Origin of the sequence: Mycobacterium simulans (genome assembly GCF_900232995.1) — a bacterium.
Classification (GTDB): domain Bacteria; phylum Actinomycetota; class Actinomycetes; order Mycobacteriales; family Mycobacteriaceae; genus Mycobacterium; species Mycobacterium simulans.
In genome coordinates this window covers 365,180-386,108 of sequence record NZ_OCVX01000005.1, presented here as the reverse complement: position 1 = coordinate 386,108, position 20,929 = coordinate 365,180, and the positions used below count along the sequence as shown (strand labels likewise).

Sequence of the window (20,929 nt, the reverse complement as noted above, 5' to 3'; positions counted from 1 at the left end):
ACGTTCGACTCATGACATGGACACTTCTGCACGACCGCATGGCATTTATGGCCCAATTGATCCGAGCCGCCGAGACCGACCCAGAGGCAGCGCTGGCAGAGCTTTCCGAGCCTTCCGGGGCAGACAGAGCGTCCGAGGTGTCGCGGCTGTTCGGTGATGAGGAGGGATTATTGCTCTCGCTCCGGCAGCGCTGGCTGACGATGTTGGCCGCGAAGCTGGATCAGGCTGCCTACGAGGGCGTTACCGCCGAACAGGCCAGAGCCGACTTGGAGACCGCGCAGCCCGGCCTGCATGCGCTGCTGGAGATTGCGGCCCGACGATCGCTGCGAGTGCGGGCGCTGTCTCGCGGCGAGCGGCAGGCGATGGACCTGTTCGACGGATCGACGAGTGATCGCCAGACCGTTGCATGAAGGCCGATCCGCGATCCTGATCGTCGGCCTCTGGGTTGTAGCGGCAGCCGTGGGCAACTTGGTTGTGCCGCAACTGGAGCGGGTCGTCGACTCGCACTCCAGATCTTTCATGCCTCACGACGCGCCGAGCTTGATCGCCGCCACCCACGCCGCGCAATTGTTTGCTCAGACGCCGAGCAACAATTTCGTTTACCTTGTGCTGGAACGAAACACCCCGCTAACGGCGCGCGACCGCCAATTCTACGACGCGCTGACGGCCGCGCTGCATGCCGATCGGCGCCACGTGTACTCGCTAACGGACCTGTGGTCACAACCCGAGACCGCCGCAGGCGCGCAAAGTTCCGACGGGTGCGCCGTCACCATGATGGTCCGGCTCGCCGGAATGCTCGGCACGTCGCAGGCGCGCGATTCGGTAAACTCCTTGCGCGACACCGTCACCGGACTGTCACCCCCGGACGGCCTGGCGGTCCACGTCACGGGTCCGGGAGCCACGATCGTGGACGAATTCGCCGCGATCGATCGGCAGATGCTCGGGATCACTGCTGCCACAGTCGTTCTCATTTTGTTCTTGTTGCTCGTGGTGTACCGGTCACCAATCGCTGCGGCGATCCCGCTGGCATCGGTCGGTCTCGGCCTGGTCGTGGCTCGGTCCGTCGTTGCCGCGCTTGGACAGTTCGATGCTGTTGAGGTGTCGCTGTTCTCGGTGGCGCTCATGGCGGCCATGACGCTGGGCGCGGGCACCGACTATGGGATCTTTCTCATCGGCCGCTATCACGAAGGCCGGCGCCGGGGCGTGGCGCCGACCCGGGCGCTGAGCGAGGCTTACCGCGCCGTAGCGCCGGTTGTGGTCGGATCGGCATTGACGGTGTCGGTGGCGCTTGCATCCCTGGGCTTCGCCGAGGTGGGCATGTTCCGTAGTACCGGGATACCTTGCGCCATAGCGATTCTCGTGACAATGACGGCGGCGCTGACGCTGACGCCTGCACTGATGGGTCTTTCGGTGCGACGTGGATTTCTCGAACCGCGACCGTCGACGACGGCGCGATCCTGGCGTCGCGTCGGCGCCACGGTGGCACGCTGGCCTGGGCCGATTCTGGTGACCGCGGGCGCGACCACCCTAATTGCGGCGTTGCCACTGGCGGACATGCGGGTCGGCTGGAACGAACCCGCAGCCACGCCGTCGAACACCGACTCCAGCCGCGGCTACGTCGCCGCCGACAGGCACTTTGCGGCCAATAGGTTGCTACCCGATGTCGTAACAATCCAGGCCGACCACGACCTGCGCAATCCAGCGGGACTGATCGCCATCGAACGAATCACCAGCCAGGTCATGGCAATACCGGGTGTGCGGACGGTACAGTCCGCGAGTCGTCCCGACGGCCGGGTTCCCGATGAGGCGACGTTGAGCTATCAGGGCGGCGTGGTTGGCCGTCAATTGGGCGAAGCGATCGATTCGCTGACCCAGCGACTCGGCCGGATTGCGGAACTGGACGCCGCGTTGGCACAGACGCAATCGGCGGTGCACCGACTCGGCTCCGGATTACAAGGCGGCAGCGTGGGAATCGCCGAGATGTCCGCGGCCGCGACCGACATGCGATCCGGTCTGGATGGTGTACAACGCACTGTCACAACGGTTTCGAGCTACCTTGACCCATTACGGGACTTCGTTGCGCGAACCCCGGACTGTGCCGCGAATCCGCTCTGCTCACCGGTCGAGCGACTGCTGGAACCCGTTGACGGTCTGATGCGGACCACGACGCAACTCGGTGACGGCGCCGCGAAGCTCAGCGGCGGGTCGGCAACGGCCTCTCACGCGATGGCGGGGCTACCGCAGGCCGTGTCGTCGATGAATGACGCACTGGCGCAAGCACGTTCGGCCACCCACGAGTTGCAGGGGCTGGTCCAAACGATTGGGCCTGCGCTGCGTCAGCTGACCGATTATCTCGCCGAGATCGATGCGCAATTCCGAGGCAGCGCCGCGGCGGGTTTCTACATGCCGCAGCGAGCGTTGTCCGATCCGCGGTACCTTGCCGTTCTGCGCAACCTGGTTTCCGCGGACGGTCACGCAACCTATCTGCTGGTCTATGGCGACGATGAGGAGTGGGGGAGCGCCGGCGCCCAACGGGCCGAGCAGGTGCGCGTCGCGGTCAGGGAAGCAACGAAAGAGGGCGCCCTGATGCCAACGGGGGTCGATCTGGCCGGTGTCGGGCCCGCGACGGCCGACCTGCAACGGTCCGTCACCCGCGACACCGCATTGCTCGTGGCTGCCGGGCTGGTCCTGATCTTCCTGATTGTCGCGGCGATGTTGCGCAGCCCGATCGCTGGACTGGTGGTGGTTGGGACCGTCGTCGCGTCCTTCGCATCGGCGCTCGGCGTCAGTGTGCTGATCTGGCAGTACCTGCTTCATCAGGACCTGCACTGGGCCGTTGCACCGATCGCGTTCATGGCACTGATCGCCGTCGGCTCGGACTACAACCTACTGCTGGCGCTGCGGATCAAGCAGGAGGCTTTTTCGGGGGCGCGTACTGGTCTCAAAACGGGCATCATCCGGGCGTTTGGCGGCACCGGGGGCGTGGTGACGACGGCGGGCATCGTCTTCGGGCTCACCATGTTGGCGCTGCTGGGCAGCAGCGTGCTCAGCATCGCCCAGGTCGGCACCACCATCGCGGTCGGATTGCTGGTGGACACCCTCGTCGTGCGTGCCCTCGTCGTGCCGTCCATGGTTGCGCTGTTGGGCCGGTGGTTTTGGTGGCCAGCTGGCCTGCCCACGAGGCCAGTGGTGCGGGCGAAAGCGGAGCCGAGCGATTCGAGAGTGGCGCTCAGCGTTCGCCGAAACTGAAATTACGTACACCCAAAGCGGCGTGTCTTGTACGTAGCTGCAGTGTCGCGGTACAGCTAAAGCTAGCCGCGGGTGACCTTGCCGGCCTTGATGCAGGACGTGCAGACGTTGAGGCGCTTCTTGTTGCCGCCCGGACGTGCCGCGGCGTGCACGGTCTGGACGTTAGGGTCCCACCGGCGGCTGGTGCGGCGGTGGGAGTGCGACACCGACTTGCCGAAGCCGGGGCCCTTCCCGCAGATATCGCACACAGCGGCCATTGTTCAAGCTCCTCGAGTCTCTTGCCGGACGACAGCCCAGGATAGCTGCTGTCGTCGGTAAGCACCAAAACGATGCACCGGTGGCGCTGGCCAGCGCTGTCAGCGCGTCTGGCTAGGCTCTGGACTGACCAAGCGCCGGCTGGAGCCCGGCTAGAGCCAGGTCAGAGGAGCTAGAGGAGGTGGGGTCAGGTTGGGCACCTCGGATCGACTGCTGGACGCCTCGGCGCTGCGGGACTGGGCGCACGCAAGCGTCAGCGACCTGATTACCCACATCGACGAGATCAACCGCCTGAACGTGTTTCCCGTCGCCGATTCCGACACCGGCGCAAACATGCTGTTCACCATGCGTTCCGCGGTGGCCGAGGCCGATGCTGGCGGTTCGGGGACCGGCGGGGACGTCGCCCGGGTCGCGGCCGCGCTGTCCGCCGGCGCGTTGAATGGAGCACGCGGCAACTCCGGGGTGATCCTGTCCCAGATCCTGCGCGGCATCGCCGACGTGACCGCGAGTGCCGCCGCCGACTGCGGGGGGGTACTAACCGCGGTCGACGCTGACGTCCTCGGCGCCGCACTGTGGCGTGGCGTCGAGTTGGTCATCGCCTCGATGGGGGGCCAGGAGGTCCCCGGAACCATCGTCACCGTGCTGCGCGCCGCCGCCGGTGCCGTCGAACAGTGCGCCAACGGCGGCGAGGATTTGGCGCGGGCGGTCACCGCCGCCGGTGACGCGGCGGTCGTCGCGCTGGAGAAGACCCCCGAGCAGCTCGATGTGCTTGCCGAGGCGGGTGCGGTTGACGCCGGAGGGCGGGGCCTGCTGGTCATGCTGGACGCGTTGCGTGTCACGATCACCGGACACGTGCCCGCCCGGTCCGTGTACGAGCCGTCGCCGCGCCCGCAGCCGGACGACGCGACAACACACGTTCCGTTGCGAAGTCGCGTGCCGCACTTCGAGGTGATGTACCTGCTCGCCGGCTGCGATGCCGCGGCTGCGGACGCGCTGCGAAATCGGCTCGAGCAATTGGGCGAATCGGTGGCGATTGCGGCAGCTTTGTCCGATAGCTACTCGGTGCACGTCCACACCGACGACGCCGGTGCCGCCATCGAGGCAGGGCTGGTAGCGGGACGACTCAGCCGGATCGTGGTCTCGGGGCTGAGTTCGGGCGCCACCGGACTGCCGGCGGGCAGCTGGACGCGGGAACGCGCCGTGCTGGCCGTCGTCGATGGCGATGGTGCGGCCGACTTGTTCTCGGGGGAGGGCGCCAGCGTACTGCGACGAGGGCCGCAGGCCGCAGACACCGGCACAGCACCCGGCGCTGATATCAGCGCCCACCAGCTGGTGCGGGCCGTGGTAGACACCGGCGCCGCGCAAGTAATGGTGCTGCCCAACGGGTATGTGGCCGCCGAGGAGCTGGTCGCGGGTTGCACAGCGGCCATCGGCTGGGGTGTCGACGTGGTGCCCGTGCCGACCGCGTCGATGGTGCAGGGGTTGGCCGCGCTGGCGGTGCATGACCCGGGCCGCCAGGCCGTCGACGATGGCTACACCATGGCCCGCGCCGCCGGCGCCGCCCGGCACGGATCGGTACGCATCGCCACGCAAAGGGCGTTGACCTGGGCCGGCACCTGTGAGGCGGGCGATGGATTGGGCATCGCGGGCGACGAGGTGGTGATCGTCGCCGACGATGTCCCCGCGGCGGCAATCGGTCTGCTGGATCTGCTGTTGGCGTCGGGGGGCGACTTGGTGACGGTACTCGTCGGCGCCGGTCTGGAAGAAAATCCGGCCGACGACATAGCTGGCATCCTGGAAAGGCATGTGCACGACCATCATCCCGGCACCGAGCTGGTCACGTACCACACCGGACATCGGGGTGAAGCGTTGCTGATCGGAGTTGAGTAGCCCGTGCTGTCACTAGGCGATCGATTGGATTACACCGTCGGAGCCAAGGCCGCCAATCTCCTCGACGAGGAGTTCGGCATCCGGACGGTCGACGATCTGCTGCGGCACTATCCGCGCAGCTACACCGAAAGCGCGTCCCGCCTTGGCAGCGAGCGGCCGGAGCCGGGCGAGCACATCACTCTGATCGACACGATCACCTCAGCGGTGATGCAATCGGCGAAAAAGGACCCGTCGAAAAAGTTCCTGCGCGTCACCCTGGGCTCGCCACGTAACAAGGTGACCGCCACGTTCTTCAACCCGAGGTTCATCAGCAAGGGGCTGACCAAGGACACGAAAGTCATGTTGTCCGGGGAAGTCAGTTACTACAAGGGCGCGATGCAGCTCACGCACCCCGCGTTCCTCATCCTTGACTCGCCGGACGGCAAACACCACGGCACCAAGTCGATGAAAGCCATTGCCGACGTGTCCCAGGCGAACAGCAGCGAGGATTTGATATCGGCGTTCGAACGTCGCTTCTTCCCGATCTATCCGGCCAGCACGAAGATGCAGAGCTGGGACATCTTCAGGTGCGTGCGTCAGGTGCTCGATGTGCTTGACCCGGTGTCTGATCCGCTACCCGACGCGCTGCGCGCCGAGCACGGCCTGATCTCCGAGGACGAGGCGCTGCGTGCCATCCACCTGGCTGAGAGTGAATCCGAACGCGAGCGCGCCCGCGAACGACTGACGTTCGACGAGGCCGTGGGTCTGCAGTGGGCGTTGGTGGCGCGACGGCACGGTGAGCTGTCGGAATCGGGACCCCCCGCGCCGCGGCGGTCGGACGGTTTGGCCGCGGAACTGTTGGCGCGGTTGCCCTTTGAGCTGACCGCTGGTCAGCGCGAGGTGCTCGACGTGTTGTCCGACGGGCTCGCGGCGACCCGCCCGCTGAATCGCCTACTGCAAGGCGAAGTGGGCTCGGGCAAGACGATCGTTGCGGTGCTGGCGATGCTGCAGATGGTCGACGCGGGTTACCAGTGCGCGCTGCTGGCTCCGACGGAAGTCCTTGCCGCACAACATTTGCGATCGATCCGCGACGTCCTGGGGCCGTTGGCCATGGGCGGCCAGTTGGGCGGGGCCGAAAATGCCACCCGGGTGGCACTGCTCACCGGCTCGATGACTGCGGGGCAGAAAAAGCAAGTTCGCGCCGAGATCGCCGGCGGTCAGGTCGGCATCGTCATCGGCACGCACGCGCTGCTGCAGGAGGCCGTTGACTTTCACAACCTGGGCATGGTGGTGGTCGACGAGCAACACCGGTTTGGTGTCGAGCAGCGAGATCAATTGCGCGCCAAGGCCCCCGCCGGCATAACCCCGCACTTGCTGGTGATGACCGCGACGCCGATACCGCGCACCGTCGCGCTCACCGTCTACGGCGACCTGGAAACCTCGACGCTGCGCGAACTTCCACTCGGGCGCCAGCCGATCGCCACCAACGTCATCTTCGTCAAGGACAAGCCCGCCTGGCTTGACCGTGCCTGGCAGCGCATCATCGAAGAGGCCTCTGCCGGCCGTCAGGCCTATGTGGTGGCGCCTCGAATCGACGAGTCCGATGACGGGGACTCTCAAGAAGGCGGCCGCCCATCGGCGACGGCGGAAGGTCTGTTCGCCCGGTTGCGTTCCGCCGAACTCGCAGACTTGCGGCTCGCGCTCATGCACGGACGGCTGTCGGCCGACGACAAGGACACCGCCATGGCGGCCTTCCGGGCCGGTGAGGTCGACGTGCTGGTGTGTACCACGGTTATCGAGGTTGGCGTCGACGTCCCCAACGCCACGGTCATGCTGGTGATGGATGCCGACCGGTTCGGTATCAGTCAATTGCATCAGCTTCGTGGCCGCATCGGCCGCGGCGAGCATCCCAGCGTGTGTCTGCTGGCCAGTTGGGTGCCGCCGGATTCGCCGTCGGGTCAGCGACTGCGTGCCGTCGCCGGGACCATGGACGGGTTCGCCCTTGCCGACCTGGACCTCAAGGAGCGCAAGGAAGGAGATGTGCTGGGCCGCAACCAATCCGGCAAGGCGATCACGCTGCGGTTGCTGTCACTGGCCGAACACGAGGAGTACATCGTGGCCGCGCGGGACTTCTGCATCCAGGCCTACGAGAACCCCAACAATCCCGAATTAGCGCTGCTGGCAGCGCGATTCACCAACACCGACCGCATCGAGTACCTGGACAAATCATGACGCGCAGGACGCTGTTGTGGTTGGCGGCGGCCGCGGTGCTCGCGTTGGTGGTCGCCTATCAAACGCTGGGATCTTCGGCGACCCGGCACGCAGACGAGTTCGCCGCGCGCGCCGATGTCCCGACCGTGCAACCCGGTACCGATGTGCTCGCGGGCATTGCCGTGCTGCCCCAGCGGGCCCACCGCTACGACTACCGCAGGTCGGCTTTCGGTGACGCCTGGGACGACAACAACGACGCGCCGGGCGGGCATAACGGCTGCGACACCCGCGACGACATCCTCAACCGTGATCTCGTCGACAAGACTTATGTCTCGATCAAGCGCTGTCCGGCCGCGGTAGCCACCGGCACACTGCACGACCCCTACACCAACGCCGTCATCGCGTTCCAGCGAGGCGCCAAGATCGGCGAGTCGGTGCAGATCGACCACATCGTCCCACTGTCGTACGCATGGGACATGGGCGCCTATGGCTGGCCCGATCCCGAGCGGCTGCGGTTCGCCAACGATCCGGCCAACCTGCTGGCGGTGCAGGGACAGGCCAATCAGGACAAGGGCGATTCGCCGCCAGCTCAGTGGATGCCACCCAACAAGGCTTTCGCCTGTCAGTACGCGATGCAGTTCATCGCAGTGCTGCGCGGCTACGCACTGCCGGTGGATCAGCCGTCGTCCGACGTACTGCGTCAGGCCGCGGCCACCTGCCCGACGGGCTAGCCGGCGTAAGTCAGCGGATCCTCACGCACCCGGGTGCCGTCATTGAGTCGGTCGATTGCGTCCATGTGCTCGGCAGCCAATTCGAAATCGAACACGTCGAGGTTGCTGGCGATGCGTTCGGCTTTCGATGAGCGGAAGACGACCGCATTACCCAGTTGCAGGTTCCACCGAAGCAGGATCTGCGCGGGTGTTTTGCCGTATTCCGCGGCAGCCGATGCCACGGTTGGGTTGTTCATCAGCTTTCCGAGAACCAGCGGAGTGTAGGACTGCGTGACAACGTTGTGCTGGGCATTTGATTTGCGCATATCGGCCTGGTTGAGCAATGGGTGCAACTCGATCTGGTTGACCGTCGGCGTGACGAATGTGAGGTCGATGGTCGTCGAAATATGATCTTCGGTGAAGTTCGAGACGCCGATCGACCGGGCATGTCCGTTGCCGCGGGATTGGATCATGCCGCCCCACGCGTCCACATACTTGCCCACCGGCGGGGCGGGCCAGTGAATCAGGTAGAGGTCGACGTAGTCGAGGCCGAGTCGTTCCAAGCTGGCGGTGCACGCGTCCTGGGCACTGTTGAAACCGTGGTCGGCGGTGGCCAGCTTAGTGGTGACGAACAACTCCGCGCGAGGAATGCCGGAGGCCGCGATCGCGCGGCCTACGGCGGCTTCGTTGCCATAGACCGCAGCCGTGTCGATGAGCCGACAGCCGATTTCCAGCGCCGCCGAGACCGCACGTTCGGTCTCGTCATCCGACAATCCCGCGACGCCCATGCCAAGCACCGGCATCGTGTTCTCGTCATTGAGGGTTATCGAAGGTACGGCGGCGGCGCCCGACACGCCAGTCACGTCATCTCACCTGCCTGTGAAATTGAAGGTTCTCGGATTTGGACCAAGCCGTTTTCCGTCATCGCGCGAGGAGATCGACGCCATTTCGTTGGCACTGAGTTCGAAGTCGAACACGTCGAAGTTGCTCGCAATCCGTTCCGGGTTAGCCGACTTGGGGACCACGATATTACCGAGTTGGATATGTCACCTAATCAAACCCCTGGGCGGGTGTCCAGCCGCAACCGTCTGCGCCAACTTGGTCACCACGTACAGTTGGTCGCGGGGCACATCGGAATCGGCGACCGCTCGTCCGGTCTCCCGTTCGTTCGATCCGGAAGACACCGAGTCCAACAGCGGGGATCGCACCGCCGTCGCTCAGCGTCACAGAGGGTTTTCTAGGGAGCAGCCCATGACCAAGAGTCTGCCAGGCTCACCGGACCTCCACCTCGGGGCTGCGCACGCACCGATTCGGTGGACGAGCCGCATGCAGAACACCGTCACCAGCGTTGGCATCAAAGTCATCCCATGGATTCCAGCCCGGGCCAGGCGGGTGCTGACGGGCGGTCGTTCGGTGGTCATCGACGGCAACACTCTCGATCCAACGCTGCACTTGATGCTGTCGGGGCAGCGGACCTTCGGCATCGACGGCCTGGTCGTCGACGACGACGCAGCTGCGTCCCGGTCGTTGATGTTGCAGAGCATGCTGGACATGCCCGGTCCGCAGATTCACGTCGAGGTGAACGACATGGTGCTGCCCGGGCCGGACGGTGAGCTCCGGGCTCGGCACTACCGGCCGGTCGGCGATGTTGCCGCGCCGTTGCTGGTCTTCTACCACGGTGGCGGCTTTGCGCTCGGCGACCTGGACACCCATGACGCATTGTGCAGGCTGACCAGCCGCGACGCCGGGGTACACGTGCTATCGGTCGACTACCGCCTGGCTCCCGAACATCGCGCCCCAGCCGCCGTCGACGATGCTTACGCCGCCTTCCAGTGGGCGTACGAACATGCCGGTGAGCTCGGCGCGATCCCCGAACAGGTCGCCGTCGGCGGCGACAGTGCGGGCGGCAATCTGGCGGCCGTCGTGGCCCAATTGGCCCGCGATAGCGGCGGTCCCACCCCCGTGCTGCAGTGGTTGATCTACCCGCGGACCGACTTCACCGCACAAACCCGATCGCTGAGTCTGTTCGCCCGCGGCTTCTTGCTGACCAGACGAGACATTAATTGGTTCGAATCGCAATACCTGAGGGGTTCCGGCATCGCGCGGACCGATCCCCGGGTCTCCCCGGCGCTGACCGAGTCGTTGTCGGGGCTGGCTCCGGCACTGATCGCGGTCGCGGGGTTTGACCCGCTTCGCGACGAGGGCGCGGAGTACGCGATGGCGCTGCGAGCTGCGGGTACGGCGGTGGACCTGCGTCGTATGGGTTCGCTGACGCACGGCTTCGTCAATCTGTTTCAGCTCGGGGGCGGCTGCGCCACCGGAACCAGCGAGCTGATTTCGGCGCTGCGCGCGCACCTGAGCCGATGCAGCTAACGCCGCCGGTACGCTAGAGGCGCCGTCGCCCGACAAGCCGACACGTGAGGACTAGCGAACCTGTGGCCGATAAAAAGAAGCCCCCGCGGATCGACCTGAAATCGCCCGACGGCAAATTCGGCCGCCTGCTACAAATCGGCGGAACCGCGGTCATCGTGCTCTTTGCCGCCGCTCTGGTCTTCTACATCGTGACTTCGCACCACAAGAAGACGGACGGTGCCACCGGACCGGGCCATGCGGTACGGGTGACGTCGAGCAAGCTGGTCACCCAACCCGGTACCAGCAACCCCAAAGTGGTGATCGCGTTTTACGAGGATTTTCTGTGCCCAGCCTGCGGCAATTTCGAACGCGGCTTCGGGCCGACCGTGTCCAAGCTCATCGACATCGGCGCTATCGCCGCCGATTACACCATGGTCGCCATACTCAGCAGCCCACGGAACCAGGACTACTCGTCGCGGGCGGCGGCCGCGGCCTATTGCGTAGCCGATGAATCGCTCGAGGCGTTCCGCCGTTTCCACAGCGCGTTGTTCGACCCGAATATCCAACCCTCCGAAGTCGGCAAGACCTTTCCCGACAACGCGAAGCTGATCGAAATCGCCCGCGAATCCGGCGTCGTGGGCAAGGTGCCGGACTGCATCAATAGCGGGAAGTACATCGAGATGGTCGACGGGTTAGCGGCGGCTGCAAATGTGCGCGCGACCCCGACTATCAAGCTCAATGGCAACGACTACGAGTGGTCGACGCCGGAAGCGCTGGTTGCCAAGGTCAAAGAGATCGCCGGCAATGTGCCGGGCATTGACGCGATCACAGCGGGCGAGCCATCCTGACGATTGTGGTGTCAGCCGAACCTGCCGAGAGATCCGGCGACCTGAATCCGGCCGCGGCAGGTGACATCGAGGTACCGGCTCCCAGCGCATGGTGGGTGCTGATCGGGGGCGTGATCGGCTTGCTCGCCTCGATCGCGTTGACGGTGGAAAAGGTCAGGATTCTCCTCGATCCCCACTACGTGCCGACGTGCAACGTCAACCCGGTAGTGTCGTGCGGCTCGGTGATGATGACACCCCAGGCGTCGCTGCTGGGATTTCCCAATCCGCTGGTCGGCATCGCGGGTTTCACCGTGGTGGTGGTAACGGGTGTGTTGGCGGTGACGAAAGTTCCTCTGCCACAATGGTATTGGAGCGGGTTGACGTTCGGGATCCTGACCGGTGCGGTGTTCGTGCACTGGCTGATTTTCCAGAGCCTGTACCGCATCGGGGCCTTGTGTCCGTACTGCATGGTGGTCTGGGCGGTCACGATCACCCTGCTGGCCGTGGTGGCCTCCATCGCGTTTCGGCCGGTGCTCGAACGCCGGGAGAGCACCGTATTGCGGTTGACCTTCCAATGGCGATGGTCGATCGTCACGCTCTGGTTCACGGCGGTGCTCCTGATGATCATGGTCCGGTTCTGGAACTATTGGTCGACACTCGTCTGAGAGGGGCCAGTGGTGTTCTCCAAAGTCCTGGTGGCCAACCGCGGAGAGATCGCGATCCGGGCGTTCCGCGCCGCCTACGAACTTGGTGTGGGCACCGTAGCGGTGTATCCGTACGAGGACCGCAATTCGCTGCATCGAACCAAGGCCGACGAGTCTTACCAGATCGGTGAAATCGGGCATCCGGTGCGCGCATACTTGTCCATCGACGAGATCGTCGAGACGGCTCGCCGTGCCGGCGCTGACGCCATCTACCCCGGTTACGGCTTTTTGTCGGAGAACCCCGACCTGGCCGCGGCGTGTGCGGCCGCCGGCATCACGTTCGTCGGCCCCAGCGCCGAAGTGCTTGAGCTGACCGGGAATAAGGCCCGTGCGCTCGCCGCCGCACGGGAAGCTGGACTGCCCGTGCTGATGTCATCGGCACCATCTTCCTCGGTCGATGAGCTGCTGTCTTTCCTGGATCGGGAAGCAACCGCGATGCGGTTTCCGTTGTTCGTCAAGGCGGTTGCCGGCGGCGGCGGCCGCGGTATGCGCCGGGTCAACGACGTGGCCGTGCTGCCCGAAGCGATCGAAGCTGCTAGCCGGGAAGCCGAGTCGGCGTTCGGCGACCCGATGGTCTACCTCGAACAGGCGGTGCGCAACCCGCGCCATATCGAGGTGCAGATTCTCGCGGACACGAGCGGCAACGTCATACACCTCTACGAGCGCGACTGCAGCGTGCAGCGTCGCCATCAGAAGGTCATCGAACTTGCGCCGGCGCCGAACCTGTCAGTCGAGTTGCGAGACAAGATCTGTGCGGACGCGGTGGCGTTCGCCCGCCATATCGGATTTAGCTGCGCAGGCACCGTTGAGTTTTTGTTGGATGCCAGCGGCGACTACGTCTTCATTGAGATGAATCCGCGGATACAGGTGGAGCACACCGTGACCGAGGAGATCACCGACGTCGACCTGGTCTCCAGCCAGCTGCGGATCGCTGCCGGGGAGTCGCTCGACTACCTGGGGTTGGCGCAAGAAGCCGTCCGGCCACATGGTGCCGCGCTGCAGTGCAGGATCACCACTGAGGATCCGGCCAACGGTTTTCGGCCGGACACCGGCCGGATCAGTGCTTTGCGCACGCCAGGCGGGGCCGGCATCCGCTTGGACGGCAGCACCAACCTGGGCGCTGAGATTGGCGCGCACTTCGATTCCATGCTGGTCAAGCTGACCTGCCGGGGCCGTGACTTTGCGACCGCAGTGAGTCGCGCCCGCCGGGCGATGGCGGAGTTCCGCATTCGCGGGGTATCGACGAATATTCCCTTCCTGCAAGCGGTTCTGGATGACCCCGACTTCCAGGCCGGCCATATCAACACGTCGTTCATCGACGAGCGGCCGCAGCTGCTGACCTCGCGATCCTCTGCGGACCGCGGCACCAAGATCCTCAACTACCTGGCCGATGTCACCGTCAACAAGCCGCACGGCACCCGCCCGTCAAAGGTGTACCCGCACGACAAGTTGCCCGATATCGACCTGGAAGCGCCACCGCCCGCCGGATCAAAGCAACGGTTGGCCGAGCTGGGGCCGGAGGGTTTCGCGCGCTGGCTCAAGGAGTCGGCGGCAGTGCGTGTTACCGACACGACGTTTCGCGACGCGCACCAGTCGCTGCTCGCGACTCGGGTGCGCACCAGCGGATTGAGTTATGTGGCACCCTATCTCGCCCGGATGATGCCGCAGCTGCTATCCGTGGAGTGCTGGGGTGGTGCGACATACGATGTGGCGCTGCGTTTCCTCAAAGAGGATCCCTGGGAGCGCCTGGCGACACTGCGCGAAGCGATCCCCAATATCTGCCTGCAAATGCTGCTGCGGGGCCGTAACACGGTCGGGTACACGCCATACCCGGAGTTGGTTACGTCGGGATTCGTCGCGGAGGCAACGGCTACCGGCGTCGACATCTTCCGGATCTTCGACGCGCTCAACAACCTGGATTCGATGCGCCCGGCCATCGACGCGGTGCGCGAAACGGGTTCTGCGGTAGCCGAAGTCGCGATGTGCTACACCGGGGATCTGTGCGACCCGGGTGAGCGGTTGTACACGCTGGACTATTACCTGAAGTTGGCCGAGCAGATCGTCGCGGCCGGCGCACACGTGCTGGCGATCAAGGACATGGCGGGATTGTTGCGAGCGCCCGCGGCGCGGCGGTTGGGCACCGCGCCGCGCAGTCGCTTCGACCCGCCCCTGCACGTGCACACCCACGACACACCCGGCGGCCAGCTGGCCAGCTATATGGCCGCCTGGCACGCCGGAGCTGACGCCGTCGACGGTGCCGCCGCGCCGCTGGCGGGAACCACGAGCCAGCCCGCGCTGAGCTCGATCGTGGCCGCGGCCGCGAACACCGAGTACGATACCGGCCTGTCGCTCGCGGCGGTATGCGCGCTGGAGCCCTACTGGGAGGCGCTGCGAAAAGTGTACGCGCCCTTTGAATCCGGCCTTCCCGGGCCTACGGGTCGGGTCTATCGCCATGAGATTCCGGGTGGGCAATTGTCGAATCTGCGCCAGCAGGCGATTGCGCTGGGGCTGGGGGATCGCTTCGAAGACGTAGAGGAGGCGTATGCCGATGCCGACCGGGTACTGGGCCGGCTGATCAAGGTCACCCCGTCGTCGAAGGTGGTCGGCGATCTGGCCCTGGCGCTCGTCGGTGCCGGGATCAGCGCCGACGAATTCGCCTCCGAGCCAGCACGATTCGATATCCCCGAATCGGTGCTGGGGTTCCTGCGGGGCGAGCTGGGTGACCCGGCCGGCGGATGGCCCGAACCGCTGCGCACAGCGGCGCTGGCCGGTCGCGGGCCGGCGCGGTCCGTGCAGCAGCTGACCGCGGAGGACGAGGCCGCCCTAGCGCTGACCGGTCCCAAGCGGCAGGCCACCCTGAATCGTTTGCTATTCCCTGGTCCGACAACGGAATTCGAGGAGCATCGGGAAATCTACGGCGACACGTCGCAATTGTCGGCCAACCAGTTCTTCTTCGGGTTGAGGCAAGGCGAGGAGCACCGGGTGAAGCTGGAGCGCGGCGTGGAGCTGCTGATCGGGCTGGAGGCCATCTCCGAACCCGATGAACGCGGCATGCGAACCGTGATGTGCATCATCAATGGACAGTTGCGGCCGGTGCTGGTGCGCGATCGCAGCATTGCCAGTGCGGTTCCGACGGCCGAGAAAGCTGACCGAGGCGATTCCGGACACATCGCGGCACCGTTCGCCGGGGTCGTCACCGTGGCCGTATCCGTCGGCGACAAGGTAAGCGCCGGCCAGAGCATCGCCACCATCGAGGCAATGAAGATGGAAGCCCCGATCACCGCTCCCAACGACGGCACCGTGGAGCGGGTGGCGGTGTCGAGCACCGCCCAGGTGGAAGGCGGCGACCTGCTGGTGGTGGTGAGCTGACGCGCCGGCGACGATGCAGAGCGCAAAAGCGATGTGGGGGTACCTCCCGCTTGCGGGGGAGAGGAGTGGCGCACTTGACCCGTATCGTCGGCGGCGTCGCCGGGGGTCGTCGCATCGCCGTGCCGCCGCAAGGGACCAGGCCGACCACCGATCGGGTGCGCGAGGCACTATTCAACATCGTGACCGCGCGCCTGGATCTGACGGGCCTGGAGGTGCTGGACCTGTATGCGGGTTCGGGCGCACTCGGGCTGGAGGCGCTGTCGCGCGGAGCGGCGTCGGCACTGTTCGTGGAGTCCGACCGGCGCACCGCGGGCGTCATCGCGCGCAATATCGACACGCTGGGTCTGCCCGGTGCGACCGTTCGCCGCGGCGCGGTGGCAGCCGTGCTGGCGGCTGGAACGTCGTCGCCGGTGGATTTGGTGCTGGCCGACCCGCCCTATGACATCGGCGCCGACGAGATCGAGGCGGTTGTGGCGTCGCTGAGTGCTCACGGTTGGGTGCGGGAGGGAACCGTCGCCGTCCTGGAGCGTGCTGCCGCCCGCACCACGTTGAACTGGCCGCCCGGCTGGTCGGTGTGGCCCGAGCGTGTTTACGGCGACACCCGTCTAGAGCTGGCCGAACGGGGCTAGCACTTTGCTACCGTCTCGGTCATGAGCGGCGCCGTTTGTCCAGGCTCCTTCGACCCGGTGACGTTGGGCCACATCGACGTTTTCGAGCGTGCCGCGGCGCAGTTCGACGAGGTGGTGGTCGCCATCCTGGTCAACCCCGCCAAGAAGGGCATGTTCGACCTCGACGAGCGGATCGCGATGATCAACGAGTCGACGACACATCTGCCCAACCTGCGAGTGGAGGCTGGACAGGGTCTGGTGGTTGACTTCGTGCGGTCCCGCGGGATGAGCGCCATCGTGAAAGGACTGCGGACGGGCACCGACTTCGAGTACGAGCTGCAGATGGCGCAGATGAATAAACATGTCGCCGGTGTCGACACCTTTTTCGTCGCGACCGCGCCGCGGTATTCGTTCGTGTCGTCGTCGTTGGCCAAAGAGGTCGCGATGCTGGGCGGCGACGTGTCGGAGCTGCTGCCCGAACCGGTGAATCGGCGGTTGCGGGAGCGGATACACAACGAACGGACCTAGCCCCTGGGGCTAGGTCCGTTCGGTCCGCGACGACTAGCTGGGGTCAAAGCAGGTGTAGAACGTCTGCGTTGCGTAGTCGTAGCAGGTGTAGGTGCCGTACTCGGGTTGGTGGCTGGGGGCCGCGTTGGCGGTGCCGATGGAGGCTCCGAATGCCGCCAGGCCGATTGCGGAGGCCAGCAGTGACATTCCGGCGAGGGCACGGATACGGGTGCTGAACATGGGGACCTCTCTTTCGCGTCGTTGCGCTTGTGTGGGGCGGCGGTTGCCGTGACCAAAGATTGCGGGCGGACGCTTGGCGAAACCTTCTGAAATTCTTGGCTTCGGTTCAGAAGACGACCGTCTGCTTATCGTGCACAATGACGCGGTCCTCGCAGTGCCAGAGCACGGCACGGGACAACACCGCGCGTTCCACATCGGCGCCTATGCGCACCAGGTCATCAACCGTGTGAGTGTGGTTGACGCGCACGACATCTTGTTCGATGATCGGGCCCTCGTCCAGCATTTCGGTGACGTAGTGGGCGGTCGCACCGACCAGTTTGACGCCGCGTTCCCGTGCGCGCTTATACGGCGATGCGCCAATGAAGGCCGGTAGGAACGAATGGTGAATGTTGATCAGGGGGCACCCGATTGCATCGAGGAACTCCGGTGTGAGTATCTGCATGTAGCGGGCCAGTATCACCAAATCCACATTGCCGCTGAGCAATTGAAGCTGACGTTGTTCGGCTTCGGCGCGGGTGTCACGGGTGGCGGGGATGTGGATGAATGGCACACCGAAGGGACGCACCCGCTCGGCCAGGTCGGGGTGGTTGGCGATCACCATGACGATGGACATTTGGAGTTCGCCACGACGATTGCGCCACAGCAGATCCAGCAGACAGTGGTCCTCTTTGGATGCCATGATGGCGACCCGTTTGGGCTTGGCGGCCTCGGTAAACCGGTAGTCAATGTTGAATTTGTCGGCGACGGAGCTGGCGAACTCGCGTTCCAGCGGCTCGATGGCAGCTGTCAGTCCGGGCAGATGAAAAATCGCGCGCTGCAGGAATGTTCCATCCTCCGGCGCGGTGGAGTGTTGGTCCAAGGAAATGATGTTGGCGCCGGCTTGGGTCAGGAAGGTGCTCACCGCGGCGATGATTCCCGGGCGGTCGTGGCAGCGAAGCAGTAACCGGCCGATATCGGCCGGCGGCGGGGGACCGGCCGGCCGTTGTGGATATTTGTCAGGCTCGTTCGCCGATGGCACCCACGGCCCCCTTTGGCAGTCGGTCAAGTTTCCGCAGGCCACCATACCGCCGCCGGCGGCTGTGGCAGCGCCTATGGCTCGTCGTCGTCTTCTTCCACCAAGAGCTTCTCCGGGTGGTGGAAGGTATTCATTCGTGGTTGTCCGTGGTCGAGGTGGGGTGGCGGAATCCATTCGGTGTCGCCGTTGGCGTTTTTGCGGGTGGTCCAACCCGTTTCGGCCAGTGGGTGATGGCTGCCGCAGGCGAAGGTGAGGTCGTTGACATCGGTGGTACCGCACTGCGCGAAGGGGGTGCAATGATGCACCTGGCAGTAATAGCCCGACACATCGCAGCCCGGTGCCGTGCAGCCATGCTCCTTGGCGTACAAGACAATTCGCTGACCCGGAGAGGCCAGCCGCTTCGTGTGATACAACGCGACCGCTGTGCCGTGGTCGAAAATGGCCAAGTAGTGGTGGGCGTGGCGGGCCAGGCGGATCACCTCGGACATGGGCAAGATGGTGCCGCCACCGGTCAGGCCCCGGCCCGCGGCCTTTTCCAGCTCTTGCAGCGTGGTAGTCACAATGATCGACACCGGCAACCCGTTGTGCTGCCCCAGCTCCCCTGAGGCCAGCAACCCGCGCAGGCCGGCCAGCAGGCCGTCATGCTGACGTTGGGCCTGGCTGCGGGTATCGCGGCGCACCGCCTCCTCCGAGGCTTCCCCGTCAACCGTCGGAATCTCATCTGCCGGGTTACACATGCCCGGGGCGGCCAGCTTGGCCAACGCCGCTTCCAGAGTGGCTCTTAGCTCCGGGGTGAGCAGGCCGCTAATGCGTGACATGCCGTCGAATCCCTGGTTACCGATGCTGATCCCGCGCCGCCGTGCCCGGTCGTCGTCGGTGTAGTTGCCATCGGGGTTGAGGCAATCCATGAGCACCCGGGCGTATTTGGCCACCTGGTCGGGCCGATACTGGCTGGCCTTGTGTGCCAGGTCGGCTTCGGCCGCCTCGCGGGTGAACAGGTCCACCGCGTCGGGCAGCCGCTTAAAGAAGCTGCGGATCACCTTGACGTGCTCCCCGCCGAGCAGGCCGTCGCGTTGCGCGGCGGCGGTGGCGGACAGCCGCGCCGGCAACGGCTCACCCGTCAACGCCCGCCGCTGCCCCAGATCTTGGGCTTGGGCCACCCGCCGGCCGGCCTCGGCGCGGGTGATGCGCAGCCGCTCGGCCCGCACCGCGGGCCACCTTCCGCCCAGCTCTTCCTCGCTGGATTGTCCGGCGAGCTGGTTGATCAACGCGTGCCCGGGCACCGGCAGCCGCCGCGCGATCCGTTCTAGTCGTTCCAGAAACCCTAGTCGCTCCGGGGTGGTCAACACCTCAAACGTCAATCCGCACAACCGATCCAGCCCGGCATCGAGCGCGTCGAAGACCTCAACGATCTCCTCACGCGTACCCGAACCCATGCCTGCATACTATGAGCACCCACCGACAGAAATCCTCGCGCTGAAACCACTGAAACTAAAGTGGCCCAAGTGATTTGATGCCCGGCGCCGTTAGTGGCAGTGGTGGCTGTGACCGTGGTGATCATGCTGCTCATCGGGCGGCGAACCGCCCATCATGCGCAGCATCGGCATTCCCCCCGAGGTGACGAAGCGGACGACCAGCACCGCCGCAAGAGCAAGAAAAGCAATGTTGAGCCAGGTGGTGTAGTTCCAGGAAATGCCCGCCGTCATGACCATGGCGTTGCGCTGGCTCGGAATGAGATGCGCTGCGCCGAAAAGAAGTTCGATGAGGTAGCCGGCGGCGACCATCGCGGCGTAGAAAGTGCCGAGCAGCGTCAGCATCATCCTGGTGCCGTAGTACTTGCGGTAGATATTCAAGATCGGCAGGATCAACAGGTCGGCGAAGATGAACGCGATGACACCACCGAAGCTGATGCCGCCGTTCCACAGCACCGCGGCAAGCGGCACATTGCCGATCGAGCAGACGAACGAAACGATCGCCACAATCGGACCAACAATCGGCCCCCATAACGCCGACAGCGCCGGATGATTAGCCAAAAAGAAGTTCTGCCAAAACGTTTCGGGCACCCATGCCGCGATCGCACCGGCGATAAGCAGCCCAACCACGAAATCACGCAGGATCGCCAGCCACTCCATTACGAACACATGCGAGACCGAGGTCAATCCCTCGGCGGAAAAGAGCCGCCGCCAGAAGGAACCTTCCCCCTTAATCGACATGTCCATGGCGGCATGGCCTTCCATGGACCCGGCAATTCCCCGCTCCGCCTGTTCCCGAGCCGCGTCGATGAGCCGGGTGCGCACGAATAGCCGGAACAAGAGCGCCAACACAATGATCATCAGTGGGCCGCCGACAAACTCCGCGGCCGTGAACTGCCAGCCCATCAGCAGAGCCAGGATGATGCCCAACTCCACCACAAGGTTGGTGGAACCGATCTCGAACGCCATCGCGGCGGTGAAATTGGCGCCCTTGCGGAACAGTGATCGGGCCAAGGCCACCGCGGCATACGAGCACGACGACGATGCCGCTCCCAGTCCGGTCGCGACCACCAGGGTGCGCGGCCTGTCGTCACCCATCAGGCTCACGATCGTCGAACGGCGCACCACGGCCTGGACTACCGCCGACAGTGCGAAGCCCAGGATCAGCGCCCATAGGATTTCCCACGTCATCGACCCGGCCAACGCCAACGCGTGCCCGAGCGCTCCTAGCACTTTGTCTGTCACGCGGTCCTCCCTTCGGTCGACGCCACCATATACCCCATAGGGGTATATTCACAAGCCTCACGCCCCCGGGAGTCCGGGGTTGCCGGCTGCGCCTTTCTCGCCTGGGTTGCCGCCAGATCCTGGGAGCCCGTCGAGGCGGCCGGTACCACCAGCGCCGCCCTCGCCGGGCAATCCGCCGTCTCCGCCAGCGCCACCCACTCCACCGGCACCCCCGATCCCGGCGCTGCCGGTGCGGCCCAGCAACCCCCGGGCGCCGCCGGCGCCGCCGTTTCCGCCGTTACCTCCGTTGCCGCCCG

At 65.3% G+C, this 20,929-nt stretch carries 17 protein-coding genes and 2 pseudogenes; 11 read left to right on the top strand and 8 right to left on the bottom strand.

Going from position 1 to position 20,929, the window contains the following annotated elements; genetic code table 11:
* Positions 1-11 precede the first annotated feature (11 nt).
* Together MSIMFI_RS20345 and MSIMFI_RS20340 are read left to right on the top strand one after the other, a co-directional pair.
* A complete protein-coding gene (locus MSIMFI_RS20345; RefSeq protein ID WP_191498874.1) occupies positions 12-410 on the top strand; it encodes a hypothetical protein in 399 nt (132 codons plus the stop codon).
* Positions 388-3,249, top strand: coding sequence for an MMPL/RND family transporter (locus MSIMFI_RS20340; protein ID WP_318187414.1), 2,862 nt, complete (start codon positions 388-390; stop codon positions 3,247-3,249). Before MSIMFI_RS20345 ends, MSIMFI_RS20340 begins: the two co-directional genes overlap by 23 nt.
* Positions 3,250-3,311: 62 nt before the next feature.
* On the opposite strand, the gene rpmB is transcribed toward MSIMFI_RS20340, so the two are convergent.
* On the bottom strand, positions 3,312-3,506 hold the full coding sequence (gene rpmB, locus MSIMFI_RS20335; protein ID WP_085253589.1) for a 50S ribosomal protein L28: 195 nt from the start codon (positions 3,504-3,506) through the stop codon (positions 3,312-3,314).
* Between the two features lie 190 nt (positions 3,507-3,696).
* Here rpmB and MSIMFI_RS20330 point away from each other — a divergent pair, with 190 nt between their 5' ends.
* Genes MSIMFI_RS20330 through MSIMFI_RS20320 form a run of 3 tightly spaced genes read left to right on the top strand, consistent with a single transcriptional unit; the run spans position 3,697 to position 8,315 of the window.
* A complete protein-coding gene (locus MSIMFI_RS20330) occupies positions 3,697-5,394 on the top strand; it encodes a DAK2 domain-containing protein (RefSeq protein ID WP_191498872.1) in 1,698 nt (565 codons plus the stop codon).
* 3 nt (positions 5,395-5,397) lie between these two features.
* Positions 5,398-7,605 (top strand): ATP-dependent DNA helicase RecG, encoded by a 2,208-nt coding sequence (gene recG, locus MSIMFI_RS20325; protein ID WP_191498871.1) that lies wholly within the window; start codon positions 5,398-5,400, stop codon positions 7,603-7,605.
* On the top strand, positions 7,602-8,315 hold the full coding sequence (locus tag MSIMFI_RS20320) for an HNH endonuclease family protein (RefSeq protein ID WP_191498870.1): 714 nt from the start codon (positions 7,602-7,604) through the stop codon (positions 8,313-8,315). Before recG ends, MSIMFI_RS20320 begins: the two co-directional genes overlap by 4 nt.
* Here MSIMFI_RS20320 and MSIMFI_RS20315 read toward each other — a convergent pair.
* The gene (locus tag MSIMFI_RS20315; RefSeq protein WP_191498869.1) at positions 8,312-9,157 is read right to left on the bottom strand and encodes an aldo/keto reductase; all 846 of its coding nucleotides are present in this window, start codon (positions 9,155-9,157) and stop codon (positions 8,312-8,314) included. The genes MSIMFI_RS20320 and MSIMFI_RS20315 overlap by 4 nt on opposite strands.
* A gap of 6 nt (positions 9,158-9,163) precedes the next feature.
* Positions 9,164-9,340 (bottom strand): annotated as a pseudogene (locus MSIMFI_RS20310) (aldo/keto reductase); the annotation flags it as partial.
* A gap of 205 nt (positions 9,341-9,545) precedes the next feature.
* On the opposite strand from MSIMFI_RS20310, the gene MSIMFI_RS20305 reads away from it, so the two are divergent.
* The 6 genes from MSIMFI_RS20305 to coaD all read left to right on the top strand — a co-directional run bounded on the left by MSIMFI_RS20305 (position 9,546) and on the right by coaD (position 16,682).
* Positions 9,546-10,667, top strand: coding sequence for an alpha/beta hydrolase (locus MSIMFI_RS20305; protein WP_191498868.1), 1,122 nt, complete (start codon positions 9,546-9,548; stop codon positions 10,665-10,667).
* A 62-nt stretch (positions 10,668-10,729) separates the two neighbouring features.
* A complete protein-coding gene (locus MSIMFI_RS20300; protein ID WP_191498867.1) occupies positions 10,730-11,494 on the top strand; it encodes a DsbA family protein in 765 nt (254 codons plus the stop codon).
* Positions 11,495-11,499: 5 nt separating this feature from the next.
* A complete protein-coding gene (locus tag MSIMFI_RS20295; RefSeq protein ID WP_191498866.1) occupies positions 11,500-12,138 on the top strand; it encodes a vitamin K epoxide reductase family protein in 639 nt (212 codons plus the stop codon).
* Between the two features lie 12 nt (positions 12,139-12,150).
* Entirely contained in the window at positions 12,151-15,546 is a 3,396-nt protein-coding gene (locus tag MSIMFI_RS20290; protein WP_191498865.1) for a pyruvate carboxylase, read from the top strand.
* A 74-nt stretch (positions 15,547-15,620) separates the two neighbouring features.
* Complete coding sequence (gene rsmD, locus MSIMFI_RS20285; protein WP_191498864.1) at positions 15,621-16,175, top strand: 16S rRNA (guanine(966)-N(2))-methyltransferase RsmD; 555 nt, start codon at positions 15,621-15,623, stop codon at positions 16,173-16,175.
* Positions 16,176-16,196: 21 nt separating this feature from the next.
* Positions 16,197-16,682, top strand: coding sequence for a pantetheine-phosphate adenylyltransferase (coaD, locus tag MSIMFI_RS20280; protein WP_186242380.1), 486 nt, complete (start codon positions 16,197-16,199; stop codon positions 16,680-16,682).
* A 33-nt stretch (positions 16,683-16,715) separates the two neighbouring features.
* Here coaD and MSIMFI_RS20275 read toward each other — a convergent pair whose 3' ends face one another.
* The 5 genes and pseudogenes from MSIMFI_RS20275 to MSIMFI_RS20255 all read right to left on the bottom strand — a co-directional run.
* Positions 16,716-16,901 (bottom strand): hypothetical protein, encoded by a 186-nt coding sequence (locus tag MSIMFI_RS20275; RefSeq protein WP_191498863.1) that lies wholly within the window; start codon positions 16,899-16,901, stop codon positions 16,716-16,718.
* 106 nt (positions 16,902-17,007) lie between these two features.
* Positions 17,008-17,964, bottom strand: coding sequence for a formyltetrahydrofolate deformylase (gene purU, locus MSIMFI_RS20270; protein ID WP_191498862.1), 957 nt, complete (start codon positions 17,962-17,964; stop codon positions 17,008-17,010).
* Between the two features lie 26 nt (positions 17,965-17,990).
* Positions 17,991-19,352 carry an HNH endonuclease signature motif containing protein gene (locus MSIMFI_RS20265; RefSeq protein ID WP_191498861.1) on the bottom strand — a complete coding sequence of 454 codons (1,362 nt, stop codon included), beginning with the start codon at positions 19,350-19,352 and terminating at the stop codon, positions 17,991-17,993.
* Between the two features lie 90 nt (positions 19,353-19,442).
* Positions 19,443-20,681, bottom strand: a complete 1,239-nt coding sequence (locus MSIMFI_RS20260; protein WP_263597432.1) for a permease — start codon at positions 20,679-20,681, stop codon at positions 19,443-19,445.
* A gap of 9 nt (positions 20,682-20,690) precedes the next feature.
* Positions 20,691-20,929 (bottom strand): annotated as a pseudogene (locus MSIMFI_RS20255) (PE family protein); the annotation flags it as partial.